This is a genomic window from Pseudomonas sp. Z2-11, from assembly GCF_054161305.1.
The window spans coordinates 3520135-3533954 of the sequence record NZ_CP096395.1; the positions used below are offsets into that span (position 1 = coordinate 3520135).

The 13820-nt window shown below is 59.1% G+C and carries 17 protein-coding genes; 8 read left to right on the forward strand and 9 right to left on the reverse strand.

Annotated elements, in window-relative coordinates; translation table 11 throughout:
- Positions 1-5: 5 nt before the first annotated feature.
- Together M1E16_RS15530 and M1E16_RS15535 are read left to right on the forward strand one after the other, a co-directional pair.
- Positions 6-1352 (forward strand): MFS transporter, encoded by a 1347-nt coding sequence (locus tag M1E16_RS15530; protein WP_458130338.1) that lies wholly within the window; start codon positions 6-8, stop codon positions 1350-1352.
- 65 nt (positions 1353-1417) lie between these two features.
- Positions 1418-2080, forward strand: a complete 663-nt coding sequence (locus tag M1E16_RS15535) for an RraA family protein (RefSeq protein WP_458127792.1) — start codon at positions 1418-1420, stop codon at positions 2078-2080.
- A gap of 164 nt (positions 2081-2244) precedes the next feature.
- Here the strand turns inward: M1E16_RS15535 and dctA are convergent, their stop codons facing one another.
- Genes dctA through M1E16_RS15560 form a run of 5 tightly spaced genes read right to left on the reverse strand, consistent with a single transcriptional unit; the run spans position 2245 to position 7074 of the window.
- Positions 2245-3543, reverse strand: a complete 1299-nt coding sequence (dctA, locus tag M1E16_RS15540) for a C4-dicarboxylate transporter DctA (protein WP_458127793.1) — start codon at positions 3541-3543, stop codon at positions 2245-2247.
- A 40-nt stretch (positions 3544-3583) separates the two neighbouring features.
- Positions 3584-4525: a D-2-hydroxyacid dehydrogenase gene (locus M1E16_RS15545; protein WP_458127794.1), complete on the reverse strand. Its 942-nt coding sequence runs from the start codon at positions 4523-4525 to the stop codon at positions 3584-3586.
- Entirely contained in the window at positions 4522-4905 is a 384-nt protein-coding gene (locus M1E16_RS15550; RefSeq protein ID WP_434630709.1) for a VOC family protein, read from the reverse strand. The genes M1E16_RS15545 and M1E16_RS15550 overlap by 4 nt, the downstream gene beginning before the upstream one ends.
- Complete coding sequence (locus M1E16_RS15555; RefSeq protein WP_458127795.1) at positions 4902-5867, reverse strand: hydroxymethylglutaryl-CoA lyase; 966 nt, start codon at positions 5865-5867, stop codon at positions 4902-4904. The genes M1E16_RS15550 and M1E16_RS15555 overlap by 4 nt, the downstream gene beginning before the upstream one ends.
- Positions 5868-5883: 16 nt before the next feature.
- Positions 5884-7074, reverse strand: coding sequence for a CaiB/BaiF CoA transferase family protein (locus M1E16_RS15560; RefSeq protein WP_458127796.1), 1191 nt, complete (start codon positions 7072-7074; stop codon positions 5884-5886).
- A 112-nt stretch (positions 7075-7186) separates the two neighbouring features.
- Between M1E16_RS15560 and M1E16_RS15565 the strand changes: the two genes are divergently transcribed.
- From M1E16_RS15565 to M1E16_RS15575, 3 genes are all read left to right on the forward strand, one after another.
- Entirely contained in the window at positions 7187-8086 is a 900-nt protein-coding gene (locus tag M1E16_RS15565) for a LysR family transcriptional regulator (protein ID WP_068967762.1), read from the forward strand.
- Between the two features lie 554 nt (positions 8087-8640).
- Positions 8641-8931, forward strand: a complete 291-nt coding sequence (locus M1E16_RS15570; RefSeq protein WP_458127797.1) for a type II toxin-antitoxin system ParD family antitoxin — start codon at positions 8641-8643, stop codon at positions 8929-8931.
- 2 nt (positions 8932-8933) lie between these two features.
- Positions 8934-9290, forward strand: a complete 357-nt coding sequence (locus tag M1E16_RS15575; protein ID WP_458127798.1) for a type II toxin-antitoxin system RelE/ParE family toxin — start codon at positions 8934-8936, stop codon at positions 9288-9290.
- 62 nt (positions 9291-9352) lie between these two features.
- Here the strand turns inward: M1E16_RS15575 and M1E16_RS15580 are convergent, their stop codons facing one another.
- Together M1E16_RS15580 and M1E16_RS15585 are read right to left on the reverse strand one after the other, a co-directional pair.
- A complete protein-coding gene (locus tag M1E16_RS15580; protein WP_458127799.1) occupies positions 9353-9907 on the reverse strand; it encodes a hypothetical protein in 555 nt (184 codons plus the stop codon).
- A 116-nt stretch (positions 9908-10023) separates the two neighbouring features.
- Positions 10024-10611: a TetR/AcrR family transcriptional regulator gene (locus M1E16_RS15585; protein ID WP_458127800.1), complete on the reverse strand. Its 588-nt coding sequence runs from the start codon at positions 10609-10611 to the stop codon at positions 10024-10026.
- Between the two features lie 127 nt (positions 10612-10738).
- On the opposite strand from M1E16_RS15585, the gene M1E16_RS15590 reads away from it, so the two are divergent.
- Together M1E16_RS15590 and M1E16_RS15595 are read left to right on the forward strand one after the other, a co-directional pair.
- A complete protein-coding gene (locus M1E16_RS15590) occupies positions 10739-11500 on the forward strand; it encodes an SDR family NAD(P)-dependent oxidoreductase (RefSeq protein WP_458127801.1) in 762 nt (253 codons plus the stop codon).
- Between the two features lie 84 nt (positions 11501-11584).
- On the forward strand, positions 11585-12244 hold the full coding sequence (locus M1E16_RS15595; protein WP_458127802.1) for an NADPH-dependent F420 reductase: 660 nt from the start codon (positions 11585-11587) through the stop codon (positions 12242-12244).
- 28 nt (positions 12245-12272) lie between these two features.
- Here M1E16_RS15595 and M1E16_RS15600 read toward each other — a convergent pair whose 3' ends face one another.
- Positions 12273-12473 carry an NAD(P)-binding domain-containing protein gene (locus M1E16_RS15600; RefSeq protein WP_458127803.1) on the reverse strand — a complete coding sequence of 67 codons (201 nt, stop codon included), beginning with the start codon at positions 12471-12473 and terminating at the stop codon, positions 12273-12275.
- A 70-nt stretch (positions 12474-12543) separates the two neighbouring features.
- The gene (locus M1E16_RS15605; protein ID WP_458127804.1) at positions 12544-13278 is read right to left on the reverse strand and encodes an SDR family NAD(P)-dependent oxidoreductase; all 735 of its coding nucleotides are present in this window, start codon (positions 13276-13278) and stop codon (positions 12544-12546) included.
- A 113-nt stretch (positions 13279-13391) separates the two neighbouring features.
- Here M1E16_RS15605 and M1E16_RS15610 point away from each other — a divergent pair, with 113 nt between their 5' ends.
- On the forward strand, positions 13392-13793 hold the full coding sequence (locus M1E16_RS15610; protein ID WP_458127805.1) for a winged helix-turn-helix transcriptional regulator: 402 nt from the start codon (positions 13392-13394) through the stop codon (positions 13791-13793).
- Positions 13794-13820 lie beyond the last annotated feature (27 nt).

A 13820-nucleotide genomic window follows, 5' to 3' on the forward strand; every position in this document is an offset into this window, starting at 1 on the left:
TGTCCATGTCCATGCCCGAAGTCTTGAAGCCTGCGGTGCGCAGCAGATACCGCTGGGTCGTTGCCACGCTGATTTTCCTGATCTACACCATTGCCGCCGCCGACCGCGCCAACCTCGGCGTGGCGCTGCCTTTCATCCGTAAAGAATTCGAGATGAGCAACGCCGAAGCGGGTGGCTTGATGAGCCTGTTCCTGCTGGCTTATGCCATGGCGCAGATTCCCTCCGGTTTCGCCTTCGGACGGTTTGGCGTCAGCAAGATTCTCCCAGGCGCGATGATCCTGACCTCCGCGATGACCGGACTGGTCGGCACCGCCGGCTCGTTGCTGGCGTTGAAACTGTATCGCCTGGGCCTCGGCCTCGCCGAAGGTCCGTTGCCGATCAGCATGACGACCACCATCAACAACTGGTTCCCACCACGGGAAAAAGGCACGGCGTCGGGCATCTTCCTGTCTGCCGTCAAATTCGGCCCGGTGATCGTGCCGCCACTTTGCGCAGTGATCATCTCCGTCTGGGGCTGGCGAGAGATTTTCTACTTCTTCGCCATACCGGGCATCGTCCTCGCCGTGGTCTGGTATTTCATGGTGGCGGACCATCCGTCCCGCAGTCGCTTCGTCAACGAAGCCGAACTCAACTACATCGCCGACGACAAACCCGTTGCTCAAGCCGCCGAGGCCGTGCGGCCACCGGAACCGCCGGCGTGGGTCAAGAAACTCGATCGGTTCATTCGCACCCGTGAAGTGGTTGCCCTTGAAACCAACCGGCAGGTGTTCAAGTCGTGGAATATCTGGGGCTGCGCCACCAGCTATTGTTTCCAGCTCGGTGTCTCGAGCGTGCTGCTGGCCTGGATTCCGACCTATCTGATGACCGTCAAACAGTTCTCGATCATGAACATGGGACTGGTATCGGCCGCGCCTTGGGTGGGCGCCGTACTGGGCAACCTGCTCGGCGGCCTCTGCTCGGACCGGCTGATGGGCGGTCGGCGCAAACCCGGCATGCTCCTGTCAGCGCTGGGCACCTCGGTGATGATGTACCTGCTGATCAACTCTCCCGCCGAGCCCCTGCCCTATGGGCTGCTGCTGATGCTGACCGGCGTGGTCCTCAGCCTCGGGTTTTCCTCCTACATGGTTTACCCGATGGGGCTTACCACCAAGAAAACGTTCCCCATTTCCAACGCCGTGGTGAACATGATCGGGCAACTGGGCGCGGCCGCGACGCCGTTCATTACCGGCCTGTTGCTGGACAACTATGGTTGGAACTATGTGTTCGCCTGGTTGGCGATCGGCTCGTTCATCAGCTTCATCATCCTGCTGACCATCGCCGAGCCAAGGCCCGCCGCCGCCCGTGCCGATTGACGCATCCAACCACCCGTGCGCAGCGCCTTGAGCTGCGCTGATTTGAAGAACAAGAGGAATTATTTATGTCTCCCGAAGACCAGGAACTGGTTGCCCTGTTTGAAGGCCTGGATACGCCCGGTGTGTCCGACGCCCTGGATAAACTCGATCTGCCCGGACAATGTCTCGGGGTCATGCCGCTGAATAACTACCGTCAGGTGGTGATCGGCCCGGCATTCACCGTGCGCTACGTCAGCGCCAGTAGCCCGCCGGGAACGGTCGGCGACTTCATCGATGATGTTGCCGAAGGCGATGTCGTGGTCATCGACAATGACGGGCGCACCGACTGCACAGTCTGGGGCGACATCATGACCCAATATGCCGGCAGCAAACGCATCGCCGCGACGGTGATCGATGGTGTGTGCCGGGACGTCAGCAAGGCATTGGGCGACGGGTATCCGGTCTTCAGCAAAGGCCGGTTCATGCGCACAGGCAAGGATCGGGTCGAAGTCGCCTCGGTCAATCAGCCGGTCTCCATCGGCCAGGCCCGGGTCTGCGCCAGGGACATCGTAGTCGCCGACGCCAACGGCGTGGTGGTCGTTCCTCGAGAAAGGGCCCGTGAAGTGGCCGCCTGCGCCCGCTCGATCGAAGAAGTGGAATCGCGTATTCGTGCCTTGCTCGCTGAAGGCAAATCTCTTAAGGACGCCAGAACAGCACTGAATTACCACACCTTGCAGCGCAAATCCTGACCCTGCCCGGACGTCTTCCCCTTTGCCCTCACGGCCTGCCCACGACAGTGCAGTGTGAGGGCTTTTTATATTGCCGCCATATGACTCAATCTCGGAAAAAACGCAGAGCCTCCAGGGCATCAGCCAGGCGTGGTGGCCAACAACAAAGAGTCTCTGCGTTAAACCTAACCTAGTTCACGGCTGAGTTGGTCACGATCCAGAGCCCCATCCCAGCGGGCAATGAACAGCGTGGCGACACCGTTACCGATCACATTGATCAGCGCGCCGCCTTCGGAGATAAACCGGTAAACGCCTAGCACCAGTACCAGGCCTGCCGCCGGTATTACATCGATCGAACCGAGGGTTGCCGCCAGGGTGATGAACGCGCCTCCGGTCACACTCGCGGCGCCCTTGGACGTCAGCAACAGGATCAGTAACAGCGTTACTTGATGATAAAGAGACACGTCGATGTCCAGGGCCTGGGCAATGAAGATCGCCAGCACCGTCATGTTGATGCAACTGCCGTCAAGATTGAAGCAGTAGCCGGAAGGTACCACGAGGCCGACGGTGGACTTCTCGCAGCCGAGCTTCTCCAGCTTGCCCATCAGGCGCGGCAACGCCGACTCCGACGAGGAAGTGCCGAGCACCAGTACCAGTTCTTCGCGGATGTACTTGAGGAACTTCCACAGGCTGAAACCAGCCAGCCGCGCCACCAGATTCAGCACCACGAATACGAATACCAGTCCGGTAAGGTAGTAACACACCAGCAGGTTCACATAGGCCCCGAGCGACTGCACGCCGTACTTGCCCACAGTGAAAGCCATGCCGCCGAAGGCTCCCAGGGGAGCCAAGTACATGACGATCTTGAGCATGCGAAAGAATGCCTTGGCCACCAGGTCGATGGTATTGAGCAGCGGCTTGCCAGTCTCGCCCAACAATTGCAGGCCGAAGGCGAACAGCACCGAGATGAATAGCACTTGGAGGATATCGCCCTCAGTAAACGCGCCGAACACCGTGGTCGGCACAATGTGCGTGAGGAACCCGACCACGCTCTGATCATGGGCGGCCTTGGTGTAGCCCGCGATAGCCGAAGCGTCGAGGCTGGCCGGGTCGATGTGCATGCCGACACCTGGCTTGAGCAGGTTCACCCCGATCAAGCCGATCACCAGGGCTATGGTGGTCAGCACCTCAAAGTAAATCAGAGACTTGAAACCGATACGCCCGATGCGCTTAAGGTCCTGCATGCCGGCGATACCGCTGACCACCGTGCAAAATATGATCGGTGCTATCAGCATCTTGATCAGCTTGATGAACGTATCGCCCAAGGGTTTCATCTGCTCACCCAGACCGGGGCTGAAGTGACCGAGGATCACCCCCAGCACGATCGCTGCGAGGACTTGCACGTAGAGGTGCTGGTAAAACGCTTTGCGCCGTGGAAGCGGTTCATCCACGGATTCGACTGACGAGCTGATTATTTTTGTCATGGCTCTGCCTTATGGGGTTGTGATTGGGGGAGCTGAGGGTTCAAGTCACCACGTTGATCGGTTGATGGGCGGCGAACGCCGCTATATTGGCTGCCAGCACGGCTTTGAGCCGCTCGACACTGCTTTGGCTGGCCCAAGCGACGTGGGGCGTAACCAGCAAATTGGGATGTTCGCAGTGCAGCAAGGGATGGTCGGATTGGGGCGGTTCCACCTGAAGTACATCCAGTGCAGCCCCCCCCAATCGGCCGCGGGCGAGCCCGTCGAGCACGGCGTTTTCATCTACCAGTGCACCGCGTGCGGTGTTGATGAGCAAGGCACCGGATTTCATCCGTGCGATCTCGGCGGAACCGATCAAGTTACGGGTCTGCGGCGTCAATGGACAATGCAAGGTCAGCGCATCGGCCTTGGCCAATACCGTGTCGAACGCCGTGTAGCCTTCCCTCACCCGCGACGCGCCACGGTGTTCGGCAAACAGCACGGTGATGTCCAAGGCCTTGGCCAGGCGCGCCACGCGGCTGCCGATATCACCACGGCCGATGATACCCAGGGTCGAGCCTTGCAGGTCTTGGACCGGCGCTGCATGCACGCAGAAGTGGGACGACTGTGGCCACAACGTGGTCGACGCCGCACGATACGCCATGAGGTGACGACGTAGCGCAAACAGCGAACCGATCACCGCTTCAGCCACGCTGACCGCGCTGTACGCCGGCACGTTGCACACCGTCACGCCTTGATCACGGCAAGCGGCAATATCGATGCAGTCGTAGCCAGTCGCAGCCACACAGATCAGCTTCAAGCGTGGCAGTTGCCCCAGGGTAGCTCGGTCGATGCGTACCTTGTTGGTAATGGCCACATCGGCTTCGGCCAACGCCTGCACGACCTGGTCGGGAGTGGTTTTTTCTCGTTCAGTCCACGCGCTGGCCTGGGCCGGGCGCGCCAATGGCGACGGCAAGCTTGCACCGTCGAGAAACACGATATTCATACGAGCACCTGTTCAGAAATTTCGATGAGGTTCAGGTCCGGGTCGCGCACATATACCGAACGAATCGGCCCAGTGGCGCCTGTACGCGGCACCGGGCCTTCGATGATCGGCCAGGCCTGGGCCTGCAGATGGGCGATCACTTCCTCCAGCGAGGTGCTGGTGATAAAGCACAGGTCCAGCGCACCGGGCACGGGCAGATGGGCCTTGGGCTCGAACTCTTTCCCACGCTGATGCACATTGATTTTCTGGTTGCCGAAGCGGAACGCGAGTCGGCCGTTGCCAAAGCTCTCCAGGTGCATGCCCATGACGCGAATGTAAAAGTCTTTGCAGGCTGCTACGTCGATAGTGGTAAGAACCAGATGGTCTAGATGATCAATCATGGGGTGCGCTCCAGTTCAGCGTTGGCCACTTGCTTGCTTAGGCTGTGTACGTGATCGGGGATGGGATGCAGGTCCAGGCGTTTGCCGGCTTTGAGGATCTGGCTGGGGATGTCGTGACCAATCAGACCGGGCAACTGGGCGGACGCCGCCAGTACGCGGTCCAGGTTCATGCCGGTGTCGTAGCCCATCAGGTCCAGCATGTGCACCAGGTCCTCCATGCACACATTACCGCTGGCACCAGGGGCATACGGGCAACCGCCCAAGCCGCCCAGGGACGCATCAAAGCGGTCGATACCGGCCTGCAGCGCCGCCAGGGTATTGGCCAGGGCCATGCCACGCGTGTTATGAAAATGCAAAGTCAGTTGCAACTCAGGAAAGCGCTCGCAGACCTGGCGCGACAACGCCTCCACTTGCGAGGGATAGGCCATGCCGGTGGTGTCACACAGGGTGACGCCACGCACGCCCAATTCGGCGAAACGCCCGACCCAACCCAATACATCGTCGGCCGACACGTCGCCCTGCATCGGGCAGCCAAATACCGTGGACAGCGACACGTTGACCGCCACCGGCCCGCGCCCAATTACCCCCACCACATCTCTGAGCTGGGCGAACGACTGTTCACGCGTCATGCGCAGGTTGGAGCGGTTATGCGGTTCGCTCACCGACATCACCAGGTTGGCTTCGTCGATTCCACACCCCAGCGCTCTTTCTGCCCCCCGAATGTTGGGCACTAGCACCGTGTATTCCACATCTTTATGCCGCTGAATCGCGGCCATCACGGCCTCGGCGTCGCGCAACGCGGGAATGGCCTTGGGCGAAGTGAAGGAAGTCACTTCGATCTTGGCGTAGCCGCACTGGCTCAGCGCATCGATCAAGGCGATTTTCTTTTCGGTGTCGATAAAGGTCTTTTCGTTCTGGAAGCCGTCACGGGTCGCGACTTCCTGCAGGTATAAGCGTTTCATTGAGGTACTCCTGGTTTCAGATGAGGCCGCGAGCACGCCAGGCTCTACGGGTCGGCGCATCGATACCGATGCTCTCAAGCACCGCATCTGTGTGTTGTCCAAGACTCGGCGCACGCGAACGCACACGGCCGGGTGTGGCCGTCAACTTGGGAACGATGCCGGGCAAGGTGACGGCAGTGCCGTCGTCCAACTGGCTGGCAAGTAGCATGTCGCGTGCCTGGTAATGGGAGTCGCAGGCAATGTCGGCGGCGTCATAGATCTTGCCGGAGGGGATGTTGGCGTCCTTCAACGCGGCGAGCACATCCTCAAGGTTCCGCTCGGCCGTCCACGTGGAAATTGCCGCATCAATGCGCGCCACATGGCGCACACGGCCATCGTTCTGCGCCAGTTCCGGGTCCTCGGCCAAGTCCGGGCGTTTGATCTTTTCCATCAGGCGGCGGTAGATGCTGTCGCCGTTGCCCGCGATCAATGCGTACTTTCCATCCTTGCAACGGTAGGCATTGGTCGGCGCAATACCCGGAAGGCTGCTACCGGCCGGCTCGCGCACCGTGCCAAACACCGAATACTCGGGAATCAGGCTTTCCATCATGTTGAAAACCGATTCATACAAAGCCACATCTACCTGCTGGCCGACACCGCGATTTTGTTCGCGATGGCGTAGTGCAAGCAGCACTCCGATCACACCATGGAGTGCGGACAACGAGTCGCCTATCGACACCCCCACCCGCACCGGTGTGCGCCCTGGCTCGCCGGATAGATGACGCAAACCGCCCATGGCTTCTCCGATAACGCCGAAGCCTGGCAAGTCGCGATAAGGCCCGGTCTGGCCGTAGCCGGACACCCGCAGCATCACCAGGCCAGGGTTGATAGCGAACAGCTCATCCCAGCCCAACCCCCATTTTTCCAGTGTTCCAGGACGGAAGTTCTCGATCAGGATGTCGGCGTCCTTGACCAGCCGCTTGACCACTTCCCGGGCTTCGGCCTGACGAAGATCGAGGGTGACCGATTGCTTGTTGCGTGACTGGGCCGCCCACCAAACTGAGGTGCCGTTGTGCAGCAAGCGCCATTTGCGCAGGGGGTCGCCGGTGACCGGCGGTTCGATCTTGATAACTTCAGCGCCGAACTCGGCGAGGATCTTGGCCGCGAAAGGCCCAGCAATCAGCTGGCCCATTTCGACCACCTTGATGCCTTCTAGCGGTAGGCTCATGACGTCTTCCGTTCTTGTTGGAGGCGATGGTCAGATAATCCACTCAAACGCACGGTGTGAGAATTTCAAAGATTTCCACTACTCTTTCCAAACTGGAAACACAGAGGTGGATATGTTCAATTTGTTGCAACTCGATTTGGTGTCGCTACGCCTGTTGGTATTGACCGCCAAGACGGAAAACCTGACCCAGGCCGCAAACAGTGCGCACATGACCGTTTCCGCAGCGAGCAAGCGGTTAGCTGAACTTGAAAGGGTGACCCACTGCACCTTGTTCACCCGTGTGCCCCGAGGACTGCAGCTCACTCCCGCTGGGCGCGGCCTGGCAGAACATGCGCGGACCATCCTTGACGTCGCACAGCAAATGGCCCACGACGCCACCGACTACGCGAATGGTGTTCGCGGCCATGTGCGGTTGTTTGCCAATACCTCGGCAGTGATCCAATTCCTGCCGCATGACCTGGCGATATTTCTGGCGGCCAACCCCCACGTACGTATCGAGCTTGCGGAAGCGCTCAGCGACAGCACCATCCACGCGGTGGAAAGCGGCCAGGCCGAGATAGGAATCTTTGCCGACAATGCGCCTGCTCCCGGGCTGCAAATGCAGCCCTATCGACGCGACCGCCTCGTGGTGCTGGTGCCCCAAGCCCACGAGTTGGCGCAGCGTGCCGCCGTGACCCTGGCTGACACGCTGGATTTTGATTACGTGGCTTTGAATCAGGGGAGCTCACTGCTGCGTCGCATCAACGACGCCGCTGCCAGCACTGGGAGGCTGCTGAAAGTACGGATTCAAGTCAGCAGCTTTGACGGTATCTGCCGCATGATCGAGGCTGGATTGGGCATTGGCATTCTGCCGCTCGGGTCGGTCCATCCCGAACTGCTCGAATCGAAGCTACGAGCGATACCGCTGGAGGGGGCCTGGGCGACGCGTACGTTGTATGTCGGCGTGGCTGACGCCTCACGTCTGTCACCGGAAGCAATGAATTTATATAACTATCTCGGGAGTCTGGAGTAGGAAATAGAGTTGACCGAGACCGGAGTTTAACGCTATCCCTTCTGGCGCCGTCTTGATTGATCATGCAGTGAGCTTGTGTCAGTTGCTCTTTCCATAACGGTCTGCGCAGTCGGTAGCTGGCGTCTGGTTTGCGTGGTGTCAATCATTGTCAGCGGCTTCATGCGCAATACGATCTGGTTACTCAGGGCCTCAGCGGCAGGAATCGTCACTCGCAATCGCTCGCACACTCGGTTCGAATTGGGGCAAAACTGGGGGCATGCCTTGGATGGTTTGAAAAGGATGCCCCCAGCCTAAGGCCAAGTCGGCTATTGATGAGGATACCTCCCACCGGACACTCTGCGATTCGATAGGCCGGCTTGAAGCTTTCAGCGGAACGGCGGGCACTGATCTGCAGGTCGCTTTGTTATGGGCGGATGACTTTGAACCTTGCTGATTGGCGCCGAGTCAGCCATCACCTGATCGCTGGATATCGGCCCCAAGCTATTCTCCTAAGCGAAGATGGCATAATATGCCAACAATCAAAAGTACCTGTTTGCATAGAACTGGAGCTAGTTATGGCGACGCGAAACGTTGTGCTCACCCCTCACCAGGAACAGGTTATCCATGACTTGGTGCAGTCCGGCCGTTATCAGAATGCCAGCGAAGTGATGCGAGAAGGTTTACGTTTATTGGAGCAGCGCGTCGCCGAAGACACCGCCAAAATTGAGGCCCTGCGTCAGGCGACCTCAATCGGCATCATGGATCTTGAGCACGGGCGCTTTACTCAGGTGAACGAAGGGGATCTGGAGCACTACCTCGAGGACTTGAGCCTGGAGGCAACCCTCCCTGCGCGCGAGAAACACTGAGCATGCCGCAGTTTCGGATTTCCAACCCGGCGCGCGCCGACATTGTCGACATTCTCAGGCTCTCGCAGACGCAGTTCGGCGATCAAGCTCGTCAGCGCTACCAAGCGCTGATCCTCGCGGCGCTGCAAGCGCTTGCCGACACGCCTTATCGCATCGGCAGCCACGACCGCGATGAACTTGCACCGGGCCTTCGCAGCTATCACCTCATCTATTCACGCCTGCAGGCCAAACAAACCCATGGAACGGTCAAAAGCCCACGCCATATCGTGTTCTATCGTGTGGCAAACGACGACGTGATCGAGGTCGTCAGGCTCCTTCATGACGTCATGGAAGTGCAGTTGCACTTGCCTAACGATTGATCAGCAACCTGGCCCAACGGCTTAACTGGCCAGGAATAGCGAACTATCCGGAAACCAGCGGTTTACTTGCCCAGAATATTCTCCAACGCAGCGGTGTGGCCGGCCGGGTCGTTTACGCTGGACATCACTTCGATGATGGTGATGTTCTGATCGTTCATCGTCATCAACGAGGCCATCAGTAGTTTCAGTCCGTTGAAATCGTCGGTGCCGTCCAGGCGGTACATCTTCAAGCCGTTCACCTGAATGGTCTTCTCGCCAGACATGCGAAAGTTGGCTGACGCGGCCTGCTGCTTTTCCTTCACGGTATCCACGGCAAGGCGAAACGCAGCGTCCGGGGTGGTGCCCGCAGTCGGCGCCGGACCTTCGGTAACGATGATGGCCCGCTCGCTTTTCGGATCGAAATACATCGTGCCACCGTTGTCGCTGTTCAAGGTACGGGCCTCGACGCCGTTCAGCACGAACTTCAGCTTGCCGCCTGCCAGGGACACCGCTTGCGTATCCGATGCCGTCGTAGCGGTTTTTTCAGGCGAGGCAGCAACTACCATGGTGGCCGCGCTGCTCAAGGCAGCAAGCACGCACAAGGAACGGGTCCAGCCCAACAGCAAATGCTTCGACATTGATAGCGCCTTTGTTTTCACGCCGTCGAATACCGACGACCTGTCGTGCGAACAGCCTAACTTACTTGCCTGCTCATTTGCCCAGGATGTCGCTCTCAGCCCTGGCTCATATCGCTTTACTGATCCGAGGGCCAACTCGACATCGCCTGATCGACCACCATTTCCAGCATGCCGCGATCGAAACCCGCCTTGGCCTGTATCGCCATGCCATGAAGCACGGCGCATACGTAAGCGGCCAGTACCGAACAATTGGCAGTTGCGGGCAAATCCCCCTCCCGTTGTGCCCGTTCAAAGCGTTCCCGTAGCGCAGCCTCGCCAGAGGCGCGAGCGGCTATAAGCGCTTGCCGAATCGGCTCCACATCATCTGATCCGGCAATTGCCCCGTGGATTCCCAGACAGCCAGTGTGTTCTGGATAACGAGTATTCAACTCGACGGCGCTACGCAGAATATGCAACGCCACCTGGCGCGACGTTGGCAGCTCCAGCGCAGCAGGAAAGAACGAGAGGTGATGATCGTAGTAACGCTCGAGCGCCCGCAAAAAGAGCGTTTCTTTATTGCCGAAAGCCGAATAGAGGGCTGGACGCTCGACCCCTGTCGCCTGCGTCAAATCGGTATATGACGCGCCTTCATAGCCCTTGCGCCAGAACACAGCAAGCGCCGCGTCCAGCGCCTGATTTACGTCGAACTCCCGACGGCGTCCCATTACGTTATCTCCAGCCATTTCATAACGACCGATATTAAATATCTTGACGCATCAAGTCCAAAACAATAACGTTCGTTACGTTAACAACCATTACGAAATTTTTTTCGCTCATATGAAGAGGTTTCAAATGCAAAAGCCATTGTTGGGTAAGGTTGCACTGGTAACTGGCGGCTCTCGCGGCCTTGGCGCCGTCACAGCGCAAGCGCTTGCTGATCAGGGTGCGGACGTTGCGATCAGTTACGTGGCATCTGCCGAAAAAGCGGAGGCCGTCGTCGCGAAGTTAAAGGCCAAGGGCGTTCGTGCTCTGGCAATCAGTAGTGATCAAGCAGATATGTCCGCTGCGAAGCCGCTGATCGATGAGGTGGTTGCCTACTTCGGCAAGCTCGACATTCTCGTCAACAACGCCGCTATCGCCGTGCAGGGCCAGACGGTGGACGATCCCAATCTGGATGTCGAAAACCTCGACCGACAATGGCAGACCAACGTCATGGGGCCGGTGAGCGTGACGCGCGCCGCAGCTCCTGTTCTGTCGAATGGTGGTCGGATCGTCTTCATCGGCTCGTTGTTGGGTACCCATGTCCCTTTTCAAGGGGCAGCTGATTACGCAGGTTCCAAAGCTGCCCTCATTGGCTATGCCAAAGGCTTGGCGCGCGACCTGGGCCGCCGCGATATCACAGTGAATGTCGTCCAACCCGGCGTCATGCCCACCGACATGGCTTCGCATGTGCTAGGCGATGACGGAGCTCCCGACGCACTGCTCGACCTGCACCCGATCCGCCGCATCGCCACGCTGGAAGAGGTGTCAGCCCTTATCGGCTTCCTTGCGGGGCCCAACGGCGGTTACATGACTGGCGGTGTACACGATGTAGCGGGCGGGTTAAGTATCTAACTCGAACGCATTCTGGATCTTCAGATAAACCTGCAAGACAGCGGTCTTCTCTGTCGCCGCTGTCTTCATATGTGGATTGAGCATATGACTACCATAGGCATCATCGGTGCCGGCGAAGTCGGCAGCCAGATTGCACGCGCCGCCATCGCGAACGGCTACAACGTTGTGATCTCCAACTCTCGTGGCCCCGAAACGCTCAAGGGCCTGGTCGACGAACTGGGCCCCTTCGCGCGCGCCGCTACGGCCCGTGAAGCTGCTGCCCAAGGCGACTTGATCGTCATTGCGGTACCGCTGAAATTGGTAAACGATATGCCCGCGACAGAGCTTGCCGGCAAAGTCGTAATCGATACCAATAACTACATGATCTGGCGAGACGGTCATAATCCGATGATCGATTCGGGCGAGAAGACGGCTCACGAGCTGCGTCAGGAGCAGCTTCCAAGCTCTAGGGTGGTGAAGGCTTTCACGCACATTCAGGCTGCTCGCATAACGCGCTGGAACCGCGCCAAGGGTTCACCGGAGCGTCTTGCCCTGGCGCTATCCAGTGATTTCCCAGAAGCTGTGGAGTCGGTGGCGCAGCTATATGATCAGTTTGGTTTCGACGCCGTTGATCACAGCCCTCTGAGCGATTCCTGGCGTAATGCGCCCGGTCAACCGGCGTGGCGGCAAGAGCGGCAGACCCAGGCCGAACTGACAGCCAATCTCGCCAAGGCAGTCCCTGCGCTTACTACCAATGGCGGTTGACCTCCGCCTCAATGTCTTTTCGTGCTAGTCAGGGCTCGCCGGAGGCGCCAAGCGGCAGCCCTTGATTTACCAAGCGTTGAATGGGTGTACCAAATAATGATGGAAGACGCTGGTCCGCAACGGCGGATGCGTCGCGTGTCGTGGCAACGCTCACGTCGATGCCGCTTCGGGCGAATGCCTTGGCAAGCGCCTGGCCGATCTTGCCGAAGCCGATAATTGCGTAGCTCATGGTTTTTCCTCAATTGACTGCGCCCTGCGGGCTCCGAATCTGAAATGGAGCGACTGGCCGGCGCGAAAAATCAGATTTGCGCCAAGCCGCCGTCAACGGCAACTTCGCTGGCGGTCATGAAACTGCTGTCTGCTGATGCCAGGAACGCAGCGGCTGCGCCGATTTCTGCTGGATCGGCCATGCGCTGGAGCGGATTCATCGAGGCGAAGACATTCATGCCCTCCTCGCCCAACGCTTCCTTCGCCAGTTCGGTCGCCGTCGGCCCAGGCGACAGCACGTTGACCCGGATGCCAGTGCCCTTGAGGTCCTCCGCCCAGGTCCGAGCGAGGTTGCGCACGGCCGCCTTGCTCGCGCTGTAAACGCTGAATGCCGGAGCCCCGGTGGTGCCGGCGCTCGAGCCGGTCAGGATGATCGAGCCACCCTCGCCCATCAATGGCAGCGCCTTCTGGACCGTGAAGATCGCTCCCTTGACGTTGGTTTCGAAGATTTCGTCAATGTGCTCGGCGGTGATCTCGCCGAGAGCCTTTGGGCTTCCAGCCCCGGCATTGGCGAAGACGATGTCGAGGGTCCCGCGTTCGGCCTTCACTGTCGCGTAGAGTTGGTCGAGATCGGTCGGATCGGAAACCGACCCCTTGACTGCCCGGGCATTCGGGCCAAGCTCGGCCACGGCGGCGTCGAGCGCTGACTGGCGGCGGCCAAAGATGAAGACAAAGGCGCCCTCCTCGATGAAGCGCTTGGCGGCAGCTCGGCCGATGCCGGTAGCGCCGCCGGTGATCACTGCGGTCTTTCCATTCAGTCTGGTCATGTCGTGTCTCCTCGTAGGCGTTGTACGCAAGCAGGAAAACTGATTGCTTGAGAACGAGGATGAAGCCCTGATAACCTAAGGACAAGTATGCACCTTTTGGTAAGTATCAAAAAATGACGACGTCTCCTGAAATCTGCGACACCGGATGCGGGCTCAATGCCACGCTACGCATCATCTCGGGCAAGTGGAAACCGCTGGTCCTGTTTTTTCTGCGCAACGGCCCGAAGCGCTACGGCGAACTCAAGCGCCTGATCCCAGGCGTCAGCGACAAAGTGCTGATCCAGCAATTGAAAGACCTGGAAGCCGACCGCGTCCTGGCACGGACCGACTACAAGGAAGTGCCGCCACGGGTGGACTACGCACTGACTCCGCTGGGTTGCAGCCTGGCCGAAGCAATCATCCCTCTGTGCACATGGGGAACCGAACATGCGGCGGAAATGGCAAGCATCTTCGCCGAACGCGACGCGCTACCTTCGCAAGAACCTCAGGAATCGCCAGATCGAAAAACTGCCTGACAGCCGTCATCTGCGGCTGTTCCAGGA